This window comes from Furfurilactobacillus curtus (assembly GCF_054657915.1).
In genome coordinates, this window is record NZ_BAAHXU010000001.1 from 991,031 (window position 1) to 1,010,614 (window position 19,584).

The 19,584-nt window shown below is 43.2% G+C and carries 23 protein-coding genes; 8 read left to right on the forward strand and 15 right to left on the reverse strand.

The features are described 5' to 3' along the window. Window positions 1-71: 71 nt before the first annotated feature. The 5 genes from ACYQ0Y_RS04970 (at window position 72) to ACYQ0Y_RS04990 (ending at window position 2,472) form a co-directional block, all read left to right on the forward strand. Window positions 72-293 carry a helix-turn-helix transcriptional regulator gene (locus ACYQ0Y_RS04970; protein WP_407884631.1) on the forward strand — a complete coding sequence of 74 codons (222 nt, stop codon included), beginning with the start codon at window positions 72-74 and terminating at the stop codon, window positions 291-293. A 5-nt stretch (window positions 294-298) separates the two neighbouring features. Further along, window positions 299-646, forward strand: a complete 348-nt coding sequence (locus ACYQ0Y_RS04975) for a DUF2178 domain-containing protein (protein WP_407884629.1) — start codon at window positions 299-301, stop codon at window positions 644-646. A gap of 81 nt (window positions 647-727) precedes the next feature. Next, window positions 728-1,165 (forward strand): nucleoside-diphosphate kinase, encoded by a 438-nt coding sequence (locus ACYQ0Y_RS04980; RefSeq protein ID WP_407884627.1) that lies wholly within the window; start codon window positions 728-730, stop codon window positions 1,163-1,165. A gap of 120 nt (window positions 1,166-1,285) precedes the next feature. Further along, a complete protein-coding gene (locus ACYQ0Y_RS04985; protein ID WP_407884625.1) occupies window positions 1,286-1,420 on the forward strand; it encodes a helix-turn-helix domain-containing protein in 135 nt (44 codons plus the stop codon). 581 nt (window positions 1,421-2,001) lie between these two features. Further along, complete coding sequence (locus ACYQ0Y_RS04990; RefSeq protein ID WP_407884623.1) at window positions 2,002-2,472, forward strand: phage tail protein; 471 nt, start codon at window positions 2,002-2,004, stop codon at window positions 2,470-2,472. A gap of 242 nt (window positions 2,473-2,714) precedes the next feature. Here ACYQ0Y_RS04990 and ACYQ0Y_RS04995 read toward each other — a convergent pair whose 3' ends face one another. The 5 genes from ACYQ0Y_RS04995 to ACYQ0Y_RS05015 form a co-directional block, all read right to left on the reverse strand. After that, window positions 2,715-3,320, reverse strand: coding sequence for a response regulator (locus ACYQ0Y_RS04995; protein ID WP_407884621.1), 606 nt, complete (start codon window positions 3,318-3,320; stop codon window positions 2,715-2,717). 3 nt (window positions 3,321-3,323) lie between these two features. Beyond that, a complete protein-coding gene (locus ACYQ0Y_RS05000; RefSeq protein WP_407884620.1) occupies window positions 3,324-4,454 on the reverse strand; it encodes a sensor histidine kinase in 1,131 nt (376 codons plus the stop codon). A gap of 4 nt (window positions 4,455-4,458) precedes the next feature. Then, window positions 4,459-5,205, reverse strand: a complete 747-nt coding sequence (locus tag ACYQ0Y_RS05005) for an ABC transporter permease (protein WP_407884618.1) — start codon at window positions 5,203-5,205, stop codon at window positions 4,459-4,461. Next, window positions 5,189-6,097, reverse strand: a complete 909-nt coding sequence (locus ACYQ0Y_RS05010) for an ABC transporter ATP-binding protein (protein WP_407884616.1) — start codon at window positions 6,095-6,097, stop codon at window positions 5,189-5,191. The genes ACYQ0Y_RS05005 and ACYQ0Y_RS05010 overlap by 17 nt, the downstream gene beginning before the upstream one ends. 234 nt (window positions 6,098-6,331) lie before the next feature. Then, the gene (locus ACYQ0Y_RS05015; protein ID WP_407884614.1) at window positions 6,332-7,300 is read right to left on the reverse strand and encodes a S66 family peptidase; all 969 of its coding nucleotides are present in this window, start codon (window positions 7,298-7,300) and stop codon (window positions 6,332-6,334) included. Window positions 7,301-7,571: 271 nt separating this feature from the next. Here ACYQ0Y_RS05015 and ACYQ0Y_RS05020 point away from each other — a divergent pair, with 271 nt between their 5' ends. Continuing rightward, complete coding sequence (locus ACYQ0Y_RS05020) at window positions 7,572-7,988, forward strand: pyridoxamine 5'-phosphate oxidase family protein (RefSeq protein ID WP_407884612.1); 417 nt, start codon at window positions 7,572-7,574, stop codon at window positions 7,986-7,988. A 590-nt stretch (window positions 7,989-8,578) separates the two neighbouring features. On the opposite strand, the gene ACYQ0Y_RS05025 is transcribed toward ACYQ0Y_RS05020, so the two are convergent. Further along, window positions 8,579-9,232 carry an endonuclease III domain-containing protein gene (locus tag ACYQ0Y_RS05025; protein WP_407884737.1) on the reverse strand — a complete coding sequence of 218 codons (654 nt, stop codon included), beginning with the start codon at window positions 9,230-9,232 and terminating at the stop codon, window positions 8,579-8,581. Window positions 9,233-9,323: 91 nt separating this feature from the next. Next, complete coding sequence (locus tag ACYQ0Y_RS05030; RefSeq protein ID WP_407884610.1) at window positions 9,324-9,911, reverse strand: TetR/AcrR family transcriptional regulator; 588 nt, start codon at window positions 9,909-9,911, stop codon at window positions 9,324-9,326. Between the two features lie 118 nt (window positions 9,912-10,029). Here ACYQ0Y_RS05030 and ACYQ0Y_RS05035 point away from each other — a divergent pair, with 118 nt between their 5' ends. Further along, entirely contained in the window at window positions 10,030-11,523 is a 1,494-nt protein-coding gene (locus ACYQ0Y_RS05035; RefSeq protein ID WP_407884608.1) for an MDR family MFS transporter, read from the forward strand. Window positions 11,524-11,706: 183 nt separating this feature from the next. Here ACYQ0Y_RS05035 and ACYQ0Y_RS05040 read toward each other — a convergent pair whose 3' ends face one another. From ACYQ0Y_RS05040 to ACYQ0Y_RS05065, 6 genes are all read right to left on the reverse strand, one after another. Next, window positions 11,707-12,159, reverse strand: coding sequence for a hypothetical protein (locus tag ACYQ0Y_RS05040; protein WP_407884606.1), 453 nt, complete (start codon window positions 12,157-12,159; stop codon window positions 11,707-11,709). Further along, a complete protein-coding gene (locus ACYQ0Y_RS05045; RefSeq protein WP_407884604.1) occupies window positions 12,160-13,044 on the reverse strand; it encodes an NAD(P)H-binding protein in 885 nt (294 codons plus the stop codon). A gap of 311 nt (window positions 13,045-13,355) precedes the next feature. Continuing rightward, window positions 13,356-13,724: a MerR family transcriptional regulator gene (locus ACYQ0Y_RS05050; protein WP_407884602.1), complete on the reverse strand. Its 369-nt coding sequence runs from the start codon at window positions 13,722-13,724 to the stop codon at window positions 13,356-13,358. Between the two features lie 10 nt (window positions 13,725-13,734). After that, window positions 13,735-14,445, reverse strand: coding sequence for an SIR2 family NAD-dependent protein deacylase (locus tag ACYQ0Y_RS05055; protein ID WP_407884601.1), 711 nt, complete (start codon window positions 14,443-14,445; stop codon window positions 13,735-13,737). 14 nt (window positions 14,446-14,459) lie between these two features. Beyond that, window positions 14,460-15,104, reverse strand: a complete 645-nt coding sequence (locus ACYQ0Y_RS05060; RefSeq protein ID WP_407884599.1) for an NAD(P)H-binding protein — start codon at window positions 15,102-15,104, stop codon at window positions 14,460-14,462. A 398-nt stretch (window positions 15,105-15,502) separates the two neighbouring features. After that, a complete protein-coding gene (locus ACYQ0Y_RS05065; RefSeq protein WP_407884597.1) occupies window positions 15,503-16,684 on the reverse strand; it encodes an NADH-dependent flavin oxidoreductase in 1,182 nt (393 codons plus the stop codon). A gap of 141 nt (window positions 16,685-16,825) precedes the next feature. Here ACYQ0Y_RS05065 and ACYQ0Y_RS05070 point away from each other — a divergent pair, with 141 nt between their 5' ends. Beyond that, window positions 16,826-17,200: a winged helix-turn-helix transcriptional regulator gene (locus ACYQ0Y_RS05070; RefSeq protein ID WP_407884595.1), complete on the forward strand. Its 375-nt coding sequence runs from the start codon at window positions 16,826-16,828 to the stop codon at window positions 17,198-17,200. 414 nt (window positions 17,201-17,614) lie between these two features. On the opposite strand, the gene ACYQ0Y_RS05075 is transcribed toward ACYQ0Y_RS05070, so the two are convergent. Further along, on the reverse strand, window positions 17,615-18,301 hold the full coding sequence (locus ACYQ0Y_RS05075; protein ID WP_407884593.1) for a 2,3-diphosphoglycerate-dependent phosphoglycerate mutase: 687 nt from the start codon (window positions 18,299-18,301) through the stop codon (window positions 17,615-17,617). A 92-nt stretch (window positions 18,302-18,393) separates the two neighbouring features. After that, the gene (locus ACYQ0Y_RS05080; protein ID WP_407884591.1) at window positions 18,394-19,461 is read right to left on the reverse strand and encodes an AI-2E family transporter; all 1,068 of its coding nucleotides are present in this window, start codon (window positions 19,459-19,461) and stop codon (window positions 18,394-18,396) included. Between the last annotated feature and the right edge of the window lie 123 nt (window positions 19,462-19,584).

Genomic DNA, 19,584 nt, shown 5'->3' on the forward strand with positions numbered 1-19,584 from the left:
ATCACCACGTGGTAAATAAAACTTTACTTTTTGGCAACTAAATATTACTATGCAACTAAAGGAGGCTCAGTATGAAGCATGATCATGAGGATGACATTAACAATCACGTCTACGAATTTAGAGTGTTACACCATTTATCGCAAACCGAATTAGCCCAAGCTGTCGGCGTTTCCAAGCAAACGATTCTCGTCATGGAAAAAGGCCATTACTCGCCAACGCTTAAACTCGCTTTTCGGCTAGCCAATTTTTTTGAAGTCGACATTAATGACTTATTTAGTTATGAAAGGAATTAATCACCATGAAAATTCAATCTATCGCTGACATTCCAGAATGGTTCTTTTACCCACTGAAACAGTGGTGCGCGCTTAATAATTTTAATTTCAATCTTTTCGTCGGTCTCGGTAGCCTTTTGAGTGTCTTAGCCTTAATTTGGGGCTGGCGCTTATACCGACAGATTGGCCCGATGGATGAGCGGACGAACACCATCTATTTAACCGCTCTGGCGATCGTCCTGACTACCTTAATGATCGGCGAATTTTTATTACCTAAAACTTACCTACTACCCCAATTCACCATGTATAAATACGATTTCGCCTTAGTCGCCGGTGATCTTTCATTATGGCGTCAATATCGACAGACAATTTAAAGATCACGTTTTAACGCACATTAGTCGTCTTTTGACCATTACCTCGCTTATACTGAAAACAAAGACGAAGGAGTGAGCAAAATGGAACAAACCTTAATGTTGATTAAACCTGATGGCGTTGCAACGGGACATATCGGTGACGTAATCAGCCGGCTTGAACGGCGCCAATTTACGATTACGGCTTTAAAAGTGGTCCAAAAAGCCACTACCGCTCAGTTGACGGCACATTATGCGGATAAGGTAAATGAAGCCTTTTTCCCTGGTCTAGTCAGTTACATGCAATCCGGTCCGCTAGTTGCCTTGATTGTTTCGGGAACTGATGTGGTCCACGCGTGCCACCAAATGGCCGGTGCAACGAAGCCCAGCGAGGCACTGCCGGGCACCATTCGTGGTGATTTCGGCCGCTTGTGGGATGATGGCGCCATCAAAAACGTCGTTCATAGTTCTGATCGTATCGAGGCCGCAGCTCATGAAATTGACATTTGGTTTCCGGAGTTAAGCGAACTTACGGAATCGTAACTAGCGCTAAATACCGTTTTTATTACTGATGACCTAACGCAACCAAAAAGTCCGCCCCCTTTAGCGACCAAATTTAGTCATGACTGCTACACTAATGATATCAAGTTAGGAGGGGTCTTGATGAACATTGGTCAACAAATCCGGCAACAGCGTGAGCAGCGTCACTGGTCCCAAACAGATCTATCAAAAAAATTAGCAATTTCGCGGGAGTCGGTCTCAAAGTGGGAGAAACTCAGAGTGGAACAAGCCGGGTGATTTCGAGCACTAGCTGACTGTCATCAAGTGGCGCACCTGGCCAATTGATGACAGTGGGCTAGGCACAGAAATCAGGCTTGTGGAGCTCGACATGAGACCGCCCTCCCCAGCTTCGCCAATGTTGTCCGGCTCAGTGAGATTTTCAACATAACGTTAGATGATTTAATTAAGGATGACCCGCGTCTACTTGCGAATCTTGAACAACAGCCATCAAAACGTGGTGATATTGCTGTAATAACGATCTTTATGGTCATTAGTCTCGGTTCACTAATCGCTGGGCTACTCAAGTTGTCAGTGGACGGCTTACGTAATTGGTTGCAACCGTTGGGCATTGGATTATTCATTTGGTTATTTTTCTCAATCAACTGGCGCAAACTCAATCAAGTGATAACAACAAAAGTATACATTCTATCCATTGCTTGTTTTATTACGTTTAGTTTTCCTAGTGTTTGGGATTTTATCATCAGTTTCATACAAGGTGTCATCGCTGGATTTAATCACAGTTAATTTCTTTTTATCGCCATTGCAACAAAGGATAAGCGTGCTACACTATGAAAAACGAATGAATTGAGGATTGGGACGTGGCTTATCAAGTTGATTTTAAAAATGTGGCGACCACCGGTTTAGAGACGTCGCCAGTTGCTGAATCACTAGCCGGTTTACGGGCAAACGAGGCCCGTTATTTCTGGAACAAGTACAAGTTTGCATATACTGTTTACCCAGCGTCAGAACGACAGACTGAAGTTGAGTGGATGAAACAACTGCTCAAGACCGAGCGCGATTTAGAATTTAGTTCACCGATTATTGAAGTCGCCGTGTATGAAGACGATCATCTCTACTGGCCAGAATTCATTTATCAAAATGGAATGATTTTAAATGTCCTGTATGAAAAAGATGGCGATAAGCCTAAGCGGGCCGTCGGAATTAAGCTCTGTGAAGCGATGGATGTACCCACTGAATTAGTCGACAAGTTTAAATTTGCCCATCAAAAATCCAAGTTAGCTGGGTCCATCCGCGGAAGTTTCTTTAAACTCAAGCAAGAATGGCGATAGTCTTTCATTGTAGAAGATTTAAAATATCAGACTATCGGTTAACTGAACAACACAAAATAGCATGATGGCCAAAATCCATCAATTTTTCGGGATCAAGTGTTAGAGCGCTTCATGTGCTGATGTTGGAAAAACAACACCAGCACATGAAGCGCTCTTTTAATTCGCATACTTTCCACCAATTTAACGCGTTATTCATCAATGATTAAAATTATGCCCTTGCCTATTTAACCAAACGAACTAATTTATAGCCATTTGTTCGCTTGCGCTAATTGAACAGCATCAAGTCGATTACGAGCACCTAATTTACTCAAAATGGCTGAAAAATAATTACGCACTGTCCCTTCAGACAATGACACCTGTTGCGCAATTTCACCAGTAGTTTCCCCACTCGCTGCTGCCATCAAGACCTCCATCTCTCGTGGTGTGAGCGGATTCTGTGAAGCAGCATACATGCCCCGGACTAACTCTGGCGCGTACACTGTTTGCCCGGCCATAATTGCCCGAATGCCTGAGACGAGTTCTGCGCTGGGGCTATCTTTTAGAAGGTAACCGTTCACTTTTGCTGCTAACGCCTGTTGCAGATAGGCCGACTGAGCAAACGTCGTCAAAATCAAGGTCTTCGTTGACAACTCACCCTGATCGATTTGTTGAGCAATCATTAAACCACTCTCTCCGGGCAGCTCAATATCTAGAATCGCCAGATCGGGACGCAACTGATTAATTTCTTGCCAGGCAGCCGTTCCCGTCATAGCAGTTCCGATCACAGTTAAATCTGGCTCTAAATTCAGAATCGTTGTCAATGCCGAATTGAGCATCGCTTGATCCTCGGCAAGGTACAAATTAACCATAATTTATGCTCCTTCATTTAACGTAAATGCCAACGCTACCGTCGTTCCTTTTACATCAGAGATTAAATGAAAATGTCCATCTGGCAATTGCTTAATTCGCTGTTTCATGCCAGAAATTCCCGTGCTACCGATCCGACGTTGTTCAATCCCTCGACCATTATCACGAATCTCTACATGGACCAGACTCTCTTTTTGACTAAAGGTGATCCAGCACCGATTAGCTTGCGCATAGCGAATGATATTCGTAATCGCTTCTTGGATGATGGCCCCGATTGTCACCTGGACTGAACGTGGCCAGCTCTGACTAATCTCTTCGTGGTCCGTTAGTAGCGTGACACCAGCGGCGGTTAAATTAGACTGTTGCGCAATCAGGACTTCCGCAATACTCAATTGACGCAAATTGTTAACAATATTTCGCACTAGTTGCAGATTTTCTCGAGAAGCTTGTTCAATGTCCGCCAATTGAATCTCTGTTTGATCAGGATCAATCACGACCAACTTACGCGCCAACTCGGCTTTAATCGTAATCATGGAAAATGATTGTCCTAATGTATCATGCAAATCTTGGCTGATCCGTTGTCGTTCATTTTGGCGGATAAAATTTTCGACTCGCCGCGTAATTTGGCGAGTTCGCTCAGATTCAGCCACCGTTTTAAAAACTGAAATCGCCGCAATTGGAGAACTAAAAATGAATGCCAATAAAACCAACTGATCAATCCCTACAGAAAAGTTCAACTGATTAAGATTAGAATTATTTTGGGCCCATGAAGTCAAACACGTTACGCCAGCCGTGAGGTAATACACAACCAAATAAGGCCGACGAGTTCCTTTGGCTAGTGGTAAAGACCCCACTTGCCACGCTGTAAAGACAAACAACCACAGATACTGTGCAACCACACCGAAATAAATACTAATCACTAGTTGTCCTAAGATCGCCCAAGGCAAGCGTTTGGTTACCTCGTAACCATTTCGATAGCATACTAAAAACGCTAATAATAACACGAGGGTAAATGGGCGGCGAACCCCATGCTCATTGATTGCGATGGCAAGTGGGTAGGCTAGAAAAATCAACCAAAAATAAGGATAAATCCCAAATCGCTTGGGAAAGAGAATGTAGGTTCGCAACCAAGCCATTGCGTTAACTCCGTTTCTGATGCCACTTTAAAATCAAGCCTAAGGTGATGCTGATTACGACCACCCAGCTGGCTAACATCATAACCCATCGCCAGGAAAACGTCGCCTGTCCCGTAGCAGAATTCAATAATTGACTCACAGCATAGGTTGGCATCAATTTGCCAAATTGCTGCATCCAGTCCGGTAACAACGATAGCGGCCACCAAAGTCCACTCACGATGGCCATTGGAAAGACCACTAAATTACATAATGCGCTAATGGTAGCTGGCCGCGTGCTTTGAGCAATCGTGGCGCCGATTAACATCAAAGGAATTCCACCGACCACAGCCCAACCAGCCGTAACTAGTAATGATGAGTATGTTAAGTCAACATGATTCATTACTACCGCTAGTACTTCGATCACTAATACTACAAGTACGTTTAAACTACTCATCACGATAACTAGGGCCGCATAGTAAGTCAGTGGATTAACGGGTGTAATCGCCATTAGCGTTAACAAATTTTGACGATGATCCTCGCCCAAAAGGCTTGCGAACGAAAAAATCATCCCCAATAAAAGGCTAAATACAATCATACTATTCATATATGCCACCGCAAAGTGGCTCTGTTCCGTGGCTGATTCATTAGTCATAATCTTAGTAAATAACAGATAGAATCCAGCCGGCATAACAAGTGAAAAGAAAAGAAAACTAGGGTTACGGATTAATTCCCGCTTAAATCCAAGCGTTGTTTGTTTAATTAATGTTTGCATGACGATCTCCTTGTCCAATTAGTTCGTTAAATGCAGCCTCTAATGACATTGGTTGAATCTTAATTTGATGAAACTCTGCTAATTCTCCTTGGTGCGCAAGTAGCCATTGATCGCTATCCCGAACTGTTAATGTCACCTGATTTTCCTGTTGGTTCACCGATAAAATGTTCGCTTTATCTTCAGTTAATGCAGCTACTGAAACATGCGTTTGCAAGGAGATTTTAGTGCCTTGATATTGTGTCCGTAACGTGGAAAGATTCCCATCAAAGACCAAATGTCCACCATCCAAAAATATCAACCGCTGGGCAATCGCCTCTAACTCTGTCAAATAATGACTAGTGATAAAGATCGTTTTACCCTTTTTTCTTAACGCTTCAATCTGTTGCCAAAAAACTGCTCGTGCGGCGACATCCATTCCCACGGTCGGTTCATCAAGAAAAAGCACATCTGGGTTACCAGCTAAAGCCATAGCAAATGACAAACGGCGCTGTTGCCCACCAGATAAGGTATCCGTCATCGCGGTGCGTTTATGTGTCAACTGAGCTCGTTCCAATAACTCAGATACGGGGAGTGGTTTTGCATAAAAACTCGTGACTAATTGCAACAGTTCCGTGACATTAACACTCTGCAAAACCGTATTTTCCTGCAACATTGCGCCAACCTTTTGACGAGCAAGGCGAGATCCTGCTTTTTCTCCAAAAACACTGATCGTACCACTGGTTGGTTGTTCCAAACCCAACAACATCTTTATTAATGTCGTTTTACCAGCACCATTTTCGCCAATTAAGCCAATGGTTTCACCAGCTTTGATTGTAAAATTGACCTCGTTAATTACATCTACGTTTCCAAAGTGTTTTTTGAGTTGTCCAACTTCAATAATTGGTTGCATCATAAATTCACCATCCTTACTTAATACGCTTGAGTTTACCTAGGGTTAACGAGGTCAGCTAGATGTATTTGTCATCTATTTATGTGACAAATGTCATGATTTTCGTGCACAGAAAAAGGCCTGCAAATAAAAATATTAGCAGATCTTTCAAGCATTTTTTTAATATTCCCATGCTCCCTAGCAAAGAATGTACTCAAAAATTAGCAACACACTCAATTTCAAAAAAATCTGAATAAATCAAAAATCAGAAAAAGTCACCTGGCCTTGATCAGCGTCTATGATTGCCATGGCCCCTAAGGGAGTCGTCATCATCGGAACCGTATGACAACTGTCATAGTCATAAATAATCGGACATTTTAAATCACCCAAAACCTCCTGCAAAATATCTACTGGCTGGCACCCTGTTCCCAAGTCGTCAAATAGGGCGTGTTTGCCTAAAATAATGCCACCAATCTGTGAAAAAATTCCGGCATTTTTCAGCATAGCAAAGTTTTTTTCGACTGTTGCTGCGTCTTTTTCAGCGTCCTCAATCAACAATAGATTGGTTTTAGATAATGAGGGGAAATACGGAGAAGCTAAAATGCCATACATAGTATTAAGATTGCCACCAATAATTCGCCCAGTGAGTACCGTCTGATCAGTCGCTTGCCATTGATTGGGGCGTTGTTGCTTAGTCTGCAAAAATCGATCCCAATTAATCGCCTCATCATCCCAATACTGCGGTTTTTGAATTGTCACTCGTCCCCCAATTGGCGTTTGCACGATTTCTTGAAACATTCGCCATGTTTCATCGACAAACGGCGGCCATTCTCCGAATGATGACACTAACGCTGGACCGTATAAAACGCGACATGCTGGTGCTTGCGTTTTAATTGCCAGCAGTAACGCTGTTGCGTCTGAATAACCAACGATGGTTTTAGGCGACTGCCTTAACGCCTCGTAATCAATATACGGCAGAATCGCGTTTGTGTTAGTGCCGCCGATTGTCATCATCATAATATCAACGTCTTTATTATGAATAAGTTCATTAACTTCGGCCGCTCGAGCGCTAATTGTTCCAGAGCGATAATGATCCGACTGACCCGTCAATGATCCAGCAACCATTTTCGCACCTTTGCCTTTTAAATATTGCTTCGCACGAGCAAATCGAATTGGTGAAATTGCCGTAATTGGTGTCGACGGCGAACAAAAGCCGATCGTTATCATGAAATCACCTCCACAATAAACCAGCATTTCAGACTGGTTAATTCCTACTAACCAAAAGATCGGTTAAATTTCCATCGAAATTAAAATTTGATTATATCATTAAGCTTAACCTATTATTGCCGTCATCGCTGGCCATTCTATCAAGGATTTTCATCTTTAGAACTTCTTAGACAAATTTTATTCAGATCCTTAAGGCATTATTTTTCATCCAAGCAGCTAATTACGATAGGATTAGTTAAACACGATTAAATCGTCAAACGGAGGTGCCATGATGTTAGAGACCATAAAACGAGCCGAACATATGTTAGATCATGCTTCAGTATTTCAAGTGGCAACTATCGATACACTTGGATTTCCTAACATCGTGGCATTGACCCCCTTATCCTTGGATCGATCGTTAGATAACATTTTCTTCTACACAACGCACAGCTCTTCGACCGTTAAAAATCTAGCAAATTCAACCAACGCGGCCATTTATTGCTTCGCCGAAGAAAATCACTCTTCTTTGATGCTAAAGGGACGTTTCCTCATTGTCAGCCCCACCACTTTACCAGATCAATGGCAAAAAACACTCAACCAATTTCAGCAATCACTTAATTACGAGGATCCTGCCATTCTACGTTTCACCTCGTTAGCCGTTAAGGTGCGAGAGGCCGGTGAGATTACTTATTCGGATTTGCAGGAATGACAGCTTGTTCTAAAAGGCTGATAGTAAAGAGCGTCACCTATCACCAAGTAGGTTTGTAAAATTGGTGTTGAATTTTAATGATTTCAACGTAATCAGCGATATCTCATTATCTCAGTAAGACAATCACTTTCTATTCGTTGCCTAATAATAAATAGCACCAAGAAAAAGAGCGCCTGATTATCCAAAGTCAATCTGGATAATTAGGCGCCCTCATTTTTTGATTATTTAAGCCAGTCATCGGCGCTTCGCCAAATGGCCAATGTTGAACACTAAAACCGCTAATTTATCGTCTGAAATATCAACAGTCCCCCGATAGTTGTCGGTCTAAAATCACAACTCACCCAAGTGGTCAGCTGTTAACTTTTCTCTAGTGGTTGCACATTTTCAATTCCAGCAACACGTTGATACAAGCAATGGATAATCAAAGTAACTTGACGCTTGTCAATTTTTCAAAGCGCAGGTTGAATAGTTGAATGTCTTTCGTGACTTCAAGCTGAGACGTCATTGAGGGGCCCTCCTTAAAAATCAACCATATTACTCTAACCATGCCTTTTCACTATCTGAAACACGGATGGTGACCATCGCCATTGCTACTGTATCAGCCCCTCATTTTCCTCATTCAGCTTATCGCAATCGATAATCAGCTGACTCACCTCTTGATCAGACGCTAACTTCATCGAATATTTGCGTCCAAATTCGATCATCGTGTGATGGGCCTGATAAAGTTCTTCTGGAGCTAACACACTGACAATCTTTTGCTCAACTTGCAACGTTGAAGCTGACTGTCTAACAAAATGCAATCGTTTAGAAATAGCGGAAACATGCGTATCCACCGCGAAAGTTGGCTGCTTAAAAATGTCACTTAACACGAGATTAGCTGTCTTGCGCCCGGCGCCAGGCAGGGCCATAATGCCCTGGCGATCGGTTGGAATTACATCGTGTAAATCTTCATGAACAATTCGAGCGGTTTTGATAATGTTTCTGGCTTTGTTGTGAAACAAACCAACGCGCCTAATGATCGTTTCGACATCTTCAATATTCGCGTCCATCAATGTTGCCGGATCTGGGTATCGATCGAATAAAGTCGGTGTCACTTGGTTGACTGACGCATCGGTCGCTTGAGCACTTAAAATAACTGAGATCAAATATTGAAATGGTGTCCGTGATTTCAACGACTCCTTGACCGGTCCAATTTCATCCTCCATCTGGTGAATCGCCCACGCGATTTGTTTGTCTGTTAGCATCACTTTCAACCATCCTTTTAAAGTTTAGGCAAAACAATTGCTGATTGAATCTACAAACTTTCACCTGAACAAGTAGTCCTCAACTTATGGGCTAATCGTTTAAAAACAATCTCAATAAAACATCATTAATCAGCGTCCGCAGGTCTTCATCCTCAATTGATTTCTGAATAAACAACCCCTCGTACCGAATCTGCTCAAACGCAATCAATTTGGCTTTGCGACTAATATCAGCTCGAACAGCTTCCCCACGAGTGCGAGCCCGTTGCAAAACGCGATCCAACGAAACAAGATCACTGTCCTCAGCCACACCTAATGTTCGCTGGATATTATTACTTTGACTGAGTGCGGTCAAAGTTGTGGCGACAAAAGGCTGGCGATACTGGCTGATCATCTCTGCGAAATGTTGTAATAGTTGAAACAAGTCTTCAGCGAGACTGTTCCCCGTTGTCTCATAGTCTCGAAAGCTTCCACGAACTTTAACGACTGGTTCCCTAATGGCCGCCACGACTAACTCTAAAGGAGAATTCCAGCGACGATAAAGAACAGGTTTGCTGGTACCAGCACGCTCAGCAACTTTTTGAAACGTCAGTCCTTGCAACCCCTCTTCATCTAAAATTTTGATGGTTGCTGAAAAAATTGCTCGCTCAAGTTCAGCACCACGACGTCTTTTATCAGCCATAATTAATCTCCTAGTATTAGAAACTTTTAGTATCTTATTGACAAGCTGTTGCCATGAGCCTATTATAACCCATTGCAGTATAAGAAACTTTTCGTTTCTAATTAAGGGAGATCTCGATATGGCAACAAATACACAAAAACTGTCACGACACACGCTGGCCGTGGCTTGGATTTTAGTCATTGGGGCACTGGCACCAATGCTCGATTCAACAATGGTAAATATTGCGATTCATTCATTAACCACCAGTTTTCACAGTACCGTGGCCACCGTTCAATGGACCATTACTGGTTACGTCCTCGCAACTGGTATTGCGGTGCCTTTCTCAGGGTGGCTGATCAATCGTTTCAATGGAAAATTCGTCTTCTTATTTGGCGAAATTATCTTCTTAATCGGCTCGCTACTTTCGGCAACCGCTGGTAGTATCAATGCACTTAATCTAGACCGCCTAGTTCAAGGATTTGGTGCTGGCATCATCGTACCATTATTAACGACCCTACTCGTTCAGACCGCTGGTCAAGAACATATGGGTCAATTAATGGCCGTCGTTGGATTGCCAATTCTACTCGGTCCCATCCTTGGACCAGTCATTGGTGGGATCATTCTTAAATACCTTTCTTGGCGGTGGATTTTTTGGATCAATGCGCCAGTAGCTGCACTATCAGCTGGGATCATTATTTGGAAATTACCCAATTTTCCAGCCTTAAATAAACAGGCCTGGCTTGATTGGCCGGGAACCCTACTGTTGGCAGCGGGATCCAGCGCAATTATTTACGGTGTGGTCCAAGCCTCAACTAAAGCGAGTTTCACCAACCACAGTACGCTTACATTTGCGTCAGTAGGTCTTGTTATCTTTGCGATTTATTTTCTCTGGTCTTGGCGCGCACAAAATAAGGCCGTCTTACCCTTATCATTATTTGCTCATCGATCCTTTAATGCTTCGATGATTTCATTACTTTTAGCGGGTGTCGTCATGAATGGCCCAATGCTATTGCTGCCCCTCTTCTTCCAGCAAGTTCGGGGCATGAGTGTGATCAACGCCGGACTAATGCTGATTCCACAAGGACTGGGTATGCTCGTTGCCCGACCGACTATCGGTCGCTTAATTGACACGATTGGGTCCCGCGATGTGGTTTTAGTCAGCCTAGTCCTCACATTTGTTGGCACGCTTCCCTTTACCGTGTTTGGTGCAAAAACGTCTGTCATCTGGATTGCCATCGTCCTCTTTGTCCGTGGGATCGGCGTTGGCGGTATCCTATCCCCACTGATGACCGATGCTTATACCGGGTTACAGCCAATACAAATTCCCGCGGCCTCAATTGGCACTCGAATTACACAAAACGTTGGTGGTGCCTTAGGCTCAGCTTTCGTTGCTACGCTGATCAGTAAATATGTCCATGCTCATCTCAATCATTTTCAACACCAAGTTAAAACGGGGCATTATCACGTTCAGCCAGCTGAGATGGCAACGTTCCTTCATCATCATATGATTCTGATTCAACTGCATGCTTTTCAAAATGCTTTCTTGATTACCACGCTAGCCAGTCTGCTGATGTTTTTACCAGCGTTATTCTTAACCAATAAGCGAAAACAGCAAAAAAATCTGAACGATTGACTCACTAGATTATAAAAAGCGTTGGTCGAATACGATTGTCTTGTCGGCGCCCCAACAAAAGCGTTCGTACTTTATTTAGTACGAACGTTTTTTAGATTTATGGCTGACTTAAAAACGCCAAGTTGTTCTCCGTAGCCTAAATAAATTAAACGATGACAACTAACGGATAAGCTTTTCAATCATTTAATCTAACCAATCTAAAACATCATAAGCGCGGTTGCCATTGTAAAAATGGTGGCGCCCGTTATGGACCATTTCGACAACGGGTTCTTCTTTAGAAAAACGGGGCGCAATTTTAGCTGTAAACCATTTTTGCCAGTCCACGTTCGGATCACCATTTGCTTCACGATCGGCCAGCAAGTCTTTCGGGCGGCGCCAAATTTCAATACTGAGCTGTTGTTTTTCCAAAAATTCTGGCCGATTCATATAGCTGCGCACCCCATCTAGACGACGCAACAGTTTATTAATCCGCGCTCGTTCTTTGATCAAATCCGCAAATTCTGCTAAATCTTCATCCGTTGCATAACTTCTGATAAACGTGCGAGCAGAATTCCGGTACGAGGCCACTTTTCGCTTTTCTTTGTTTTTTTCGTTGTATTTTTGTTGGGCTCGTTTTTGCGCGGCGGTTTGTGCCATTTAACTTTCCTCACTTTTTAATGCCGTTAACGTCACTTTAAGACCCGTTTCAAATGATGTTTTAGGAACTGATCCCAATGCTCGTTTAACTTTATCACCATTTAAATAAATTGGCCGTTGCGTTAAGTAATACATTTCCACAATTTCTTTCACATCTGGATTTGATCGACCAACCATGCGGATCAATGGTTTGGTAAAGGTTAACATTGGCCGGCGCACCCCTGAAACTTTACGAGCTATTCGAATAAAGTCTCGCCCGCGAATCAATTGGCCGGGCAAATTCCAGCTCTGATTATAGTTAGCCTTAACCTTAGCGAGTTCAACGGCCATTTGGGCGGCATCAGGCAAATAGATATATTCTCGTACTTTTCGCTTAGACCCAACATACCACCCAATCTGATTTTGAGCCATCGCAATGAGCAATGGGCCCAGATAGCTTCCTGCACGCATAGATGGTCCATAATAATCCGGCAACCTCAACATCATTTTATCGATTCCTTGATAACGCTCACTGAAAATCAGTTTGGTCAACTGTTCTTTAACCGACCCTTTGTGACTTATCGGTTGATGAATTGTTTCCTCATTGACCCAGCCATTGGCATCACCATAAACATAAATGCCATCGATAAAAATAACATTTGTGTGTGTCTTTAATGCGGCATCCATCACCGTTTGACCCAGCGACATTTGTTTCGCAATAGTTTGGCTGTAAGGAATCGCGGCACACTGAAAGACGGTATCAATTCCCTGCATGGCTTGAATTAAATCGGCTTGATTAAAGACATCACCAATTGCCGTTTCTACCTCCGGCCACAATGCTTGCAGCTTTGCTTTGTTTCGACCAAACACCCGGACTTCATATTGATTAGCGAGCAGTTCATTCACGATTGGCTACCCTGTGCTGCCAGTTGCGCCTAAAACAAGAACTTTTTTCATCATCATTAGCCTCTTCATTGACATGTACTATTCTTAAAAAATAGCTATACTTTACCGTTTTAATAACGCAGAGACAAAATATAGTACATGTGCTATAAAAAGTCAAATAGATCTGATCAACAATTTCTGCAAGTTGCATTTAATCGTCTTCAATCTGCTGGTTAATCACGTTCAGACATCAAAAAAGCCCACAACCATATTGGTCTGGGCGCTAATTTAAAAAGCAAGTTGTCGTCGCGTGCTCTTTAAGTTTTGAAAATTCACTTATTCTTCGCTTCAACTGGCGTTATCACTTGATCGTAATGCTCAATTTTTTGGTTAATGGCCTGAAGTGTCTGCTGGAGTCGCATTATTCGAGCCTCAGTCTGCTGTCGTTGTTCCAGCAGAATTTGTTTGCGCTCTTGAATGGTCCCGTCGCCTTTTTGGGCTAAAGTGACATATTGAATAATGCCACTTAAAGAGAGTCCAGCCGTTTTAAGATTTTGAATAAAAATCAACCAATCCACGGTAGTCTGATCAAAAACCCGGTTACCTGCGTGATTTCTAGGTATCGATGGTAAAACGCCAATCCGCTCATAATACCGAATCGTGTCCGCAGACAATCCCAGCGCTTCAGTGATTTCTTTCATCGTTTTCAATTCATTCAACCTTCAATTCTAATTGATGAGCTAACTCGGTAAAAGTGTCCTCAGCCGAAGCTCGGATGACCAATTTTGCCTCGTGATCAAACGCATTGGCCTTAGGATTAATATTAATGATTTGGCGCGTTGAAGTATGACTATAATATCCATTTGACCCAACGACAATCGTCAAATCACTGCTATCCATCCACTCATCCGCCTGTCTAACCTGATCCGGCAACGTGGCAATGTGACGATATACTGGGTCTGGTGAAATGAGCCCACCGCACACTGGACAGTGTGGTACCACATTTTTAAGAACACTTATTTCATAAATCCGGCCACAATTTAAACAATGATTGACGTTGAGCGAACTCCAAATTGCGGCAACATTATGACTTCCAGCCAATTCATGTAAATAATCAACATTGGTGGTCACCACACCATGAATGAATAAATTTCTTTCGAGTTCGGCAATTGTTCTATGCGTGATATTAGGCCCATGAGCAAAAATAGGATCAATAAAGTTGCGGTGAAAAGCTTGATAGAATACTTCCGGACGGGATTCCAAGGTTGATTCTGCAAACAAGCCAAACACATCGTCCATCATTTCCATGTCCGGAATCCCGCTGGAAACGGAGATACCGGCTCCAGTTAAAATCGTCGCAAACTTAGCCTTGGTTAAGCTATCAGCCAACTGTGCCACTTGCTCTGAAAGTTTTTGATTCATGTGGCTGTCCTCACTTAAAACCAAGCCGGTTTGTCGCCATCCGTACCCGGTTTATCCAGACCGACAGAATGATTGACTTCTAATATCGGGTTACCAATCACCCTGACGACAAAGTCTGCGACACTCTGTCTAGAGACTTCGGTTCCCTTAAAAGTCTCACCCTTCTGAGTGATCTCATAGTTTACTTCATCTTCGTCAGTTAACCACGCCGGACGAACTAACGTGTACTGGATAGAAGAACCTTCAATAACGCTTGCTGCCGCGGCGTAAGGCTTAATGTAATCATCTTCAATTTCAGCTTTATTCCACGTGCCAAATTTGCCAGGCACTTCATCATAAATGCCTAGCACAGAGATCCAAATCAATCGATTGAGACCACTAGCCTGCATCGCTTTGATGACCGTCTCCGCCTGTAATTTACTGTCCGTTCCTAATAAATTCGCATAGACAATATCTTGATTGACCATTGCTGGCAACAAGGCCTCGTAGTCTGTTACGTCCCCCTGGATGACACGCTCACGACCATCAACAAGTGGTCGCCCTAACTTACTAGGTGTGCGCATGAATAGTGTCAATTTGTCACTTGAATCTGCTAACAACTGCTGCTCCACCACTTTTGCAATACTGCCATTTGCGCCTAAGATCAATACATTTGCCATTTATAAAACCTCCAGCAGTTCATTTAAAATTATATATTGAACTTAGCACTTGGAGTGTACTCCAAGTCAAGCAAGTATTCTCTCCGCCTCCATAACTTTTAAATCACTGTCGTCGTTTACTTTTTCACTTTCGATGGATAGATACAATAACTGAGAATGGTTTGCGTCATGACAGGTCATAGCCAAAGCTTTGAATACTCTGTTTATAGGCCCTATCGAGCATCAATATTGGCCTCATTGGCCTAAATTATATAACGATATCTCAACCAAAGTAGCACCCATTCCATACAAAAAGCCGTGAACCAAATAACTATTACTTGACTCACGGCACCTATTTATAAATTTTGAATCACTCTTGGCAACGTTGGACAATTAAGAAAGAGCGACTCAGATTTGAACTACAGCTTCTTTTCGAAACCTTCCATTGGTGCAAGCTGATTTTGGTAGTCTTGCGCTTGATCCGTGTCAGTTGTGAAGTGCATGACTGGTTTAAAGGATTCACTCAAGTAAACCTGCATGACAGCTGGAATCGCAAGTTCTGTCATATCATAGGGACTAAGTTCGGTGCGAATACTTCCACCGTCATTATTTTCAACCTTTTGAACCCATTGAGGCTCGCGAATGAGCTCACGCCCAATGGCAGCGAAGTCTGCACCGAGAGCAAGGACATTATCAGCGTCTTTGGGTGTCTCCACAGAACCGACACCAATCAGCGGCGTGTGTCCACTAACAATGGCTGCGAACTTAGCCAATAAAGGCTCTGTATCAGACTTGTCATTCAGTGAGCTCCGTTTGTAACTCCCCATCGAAATGTGCAGGTAGTCAACCTTGTCACGAATCTGTTCCGCAAAGAAAAGTGAATCATCAATCCGAATGCCTGGTGTCTCGATCTCCTCTGGTGACAACCGATAACCCACAAGGAATGGACGAGTGGCTTTGCTAGCCGCTGCTCGAGCCTTCGCGATTACGGCCAGCGGGAAAGCTAATCGTTGTGTGCGATCACCACCCCATTGATCACTGCGCTGATTTGAGTTGGGTGAGAAGAACTGTTGTAACAGATAGGTATTAGCTCCGTGAAGTTCAACACCATCAAAACCGGCAGTTACTGCCCGCCGTGTTGCTTGTCCGAAGTCGTCAATAATTGTCTCAATCTCGTCACTTGTCAGTTCCCGTGGGGTTTCAGAATCTGGTGGATAAGTTGCAGCCAGTGGACTCGCACTCACTGGCTGTGCACCACGAAGAATCTTACTAGTGCTTTTGCGTCCCGCATGAAAAATCTGCAGAATTGCCTTAGTCCCATTGTGATGAATTGCGGCGGCGATTTGAGCGAGACCTGGAATCATATCGTCACTGGCAACAGAAAGCTCACCCTCAAACCCCTTACCACTCTCTGAAACATTAGCGACACCCGTAATAATCATTCCAGGGCCACCTGCACGTTTTTGGTAATAGGCGATCTCGTCGGATGTGACCATCCCATTATAAAAACTGGTCATCGTTGTCATGGGACTCATGATGATCCGATTCTTGACTGTCAAACCAGATTTAAAAGTATACTCATTAAGAAATTCGTTTGTCATGCTTTTCTCCTTGCCACCGTACTTATTTTTTGTTAGTGTACGTGAGTAGTTCTTAGTATAGCGGGTTCGCTTAATTTAACTAGTACCCACTTTCTTGTTGCATAGGCACCAAAAAGTAAGCATTGGACAGGAGTGGGCATTATGGCAAAAATTTATCAACTGGGAATCGAAGCCACGCTGGCAGTGATCGGCGGCAAGTGGAAACCTTTACTGCTTTGTCACTTAGGCAATGGGCCTCAGCGTCCCGGTCAATTACATCGGAAAGTTGAAGGAATTACCCAAAAAATGTTGACGCAACAATTACGGGAATTAGAAGCGGATGGCATTATCTCACGCAAAGTCTATGCGCAAGTGCCACCAAAAGTGGAATACTCACTCACCGAACAGGGCAAGAGCCTTGGACATGTCTTGGTGGCAATGTCCGAATGGGGTGAAACAACGATTGCGCAAAAGCGGGCCAATGGCGAATTAATTGAGCTTAAGAATCCTGATTATAGTGGCTACTTGAATTACTGAGTGACATTGGTTTTTTGGGGGGAGTATGTTGTTAGCCGTGGCATATACATCATGTACGCGATGACATTAACGCAGAATAACTATGAATGGACGACAAAAAATTTAGAAGATGATCGTCGAGGTGACTTGGTCATAGCGCAAATGCAATGTCAAATTAGTTGACTTGGGCACCAAAGACCTCACTTCTGAAGCCGCAGGACCTCGAGACTTCGCCCAATTTGGCTCTTAACCGGTGGCAAGTGACGTTCCAACGGTCTCCATTCGCTTTGAATTTAGCGCAACGGTAATTTTTTACCCTACTTTGCCCGAATTATGTAACGGTATCTCAACCTAGGTAGCGTCCATTTAGCGCCCATTCCACTCAAAAAGCCGCCAATCCCAACGGATTAGCGGCTTTTTTTTACACTTTAAATTCTAGTACTTTTCCTTACTTAATACGTTCAACTTTTTGTCAAAGTCATAAACCACCGGCTGGCCAGTCGCCATTTCCAGATTCACAATGTCTTCATCGCTGATGCCTTCAATGTACTTGGACAATGCGCGAAGTGAGTTACCGTGAGCAGCAATGATGACGTTCTTGCCATCAAGCAGCTTTGGGGCGATCTCATCTTCCCATAGTGGCATAACTCTTTCCAAGGTAACCTTCAAGTTTTCCCCACCAGGAATGATCTTTGGATCAAGGTTGGCGTAACGACGGTCCTTAGCGGCGGACCCTTCGTCGTCAGCACTCAACAATGGTGGCAACACGTCGTACGAACGACGCCAAATATGAACTTGTTCATCGCCCCATTTTTCGGCGGCTTCAGCTTTGTTTTGGCCTTGTAAAGCGCCGTAATGACGTTCGTTTAAGCGCCACGTCTTCGTCTCAGGAATCCACAATTGGTCGGAACCTTCTAAGACGTAGTGCAGCGTCTTGATGGCACGCGTCAAAACAGACGTGTATGCATAATCGAATTCCAAACCAGCTTCTTTAACCTTTTGACCAGCTGCTTTAGCTTCCGCAACACCTTGGTCACTCAAGTCAACATCAACCCAGCCGGTGAATTGGTTGGATAAGTTCCACTGTGACTGACCGTGACGAATTAATACTAATTTAGCCATGTAAATTTACCTCTTTCTCGTATAAGTAATTACGCGTTGATTATACCCGAAATAAGCCATAATTTACAGCGCGGCCATCATTTTTCAGCATTCTAGTTTCCCTGTCGTTTTGCGTTTCGTCGCGCTCGTAACTGTTTGATCGACGGACGTTGATGCCCTATCGACTTTACTCCTAACAGATCCAGGAAAAAGGTAAAGAGCGGTACCCCGAAAATAAGTCCCCAGACGCCAAAGAGCCGTTCACCAATCAATAGAATCACAAATGTATAAAAGATCGGCAATTCCGTGCGACTCGCGTAAAATTGTGGATTCAATACGTAAGCTTCAAGGGTATGCACAATTAAAATCAGCACGAGGATATAAACAACTGTGTCTAAACCACCCACCGAGTAACCGATCAGCGCTAGTGGCACCACTGATACGATCACTCCAGCAACTGGAATCAAACTGAGAATAAAAATCATTAAAGCTAGCGTCGGCAATTGTGGCATGGCTAGGAACGCCAGTGCAATCGTGGTAATCACCGTGTTGCACAATGCGATAAAGAATTGTGCTTCGATAACCACCCCAAACGTATTAACAAATTTCTTAGCCAGGTAAGCGATGTCTTGGAAAAACCACCCATACGTTGAATCTAAGAATAAGTGGGAAAATTCTTTCACTCGTTTGCTTTCGACAGTAAAAAAGAAACTCAAGATTAATGAGAAAAATAACGTCAGCGCCATTCCGCCAATGTATCCCACATAGTTTAAAATAATCGTCGCCCAATTCTTTAACTGATTCATGAAGTCAAAACGTTTGGCATATTGCGTAATAAAATTGACCACATAATTCGTATCATGAGAAGGATTACGATAAAACGCATACACAGTATCAGCCATTTTAACAGTCTCATTAACAAGCTTTGGCAAATAACTCGTTACGCCTGTATATAGTCCTAAAATAACCAATAAATAAATTGCGATCACAATAATTGGCCCAGGAATGTGAATGAATCGTTGAATGAACTGAACCAGTCGTGTCACTAAAAATGTGAAGACAAACGTCAACAATACGATACTAATCATTGACCGCATGAGCCATAAGACTAAAATAATTAGCCCCAACACGGTCCACCGGCGCAAGGCTACATTTTGGATCAGGCGCTGATAATAACTCACAATAACTTTCCCCCGTTAACTATGCTAGCTTAACTGTACCGCAGCCAGGAAAGTTCGACCACCGCTAGTATCTGACTTTGGAAAGTTTTAATCAGTATTCTGCGTGAAGCAGGCTGGGGCATC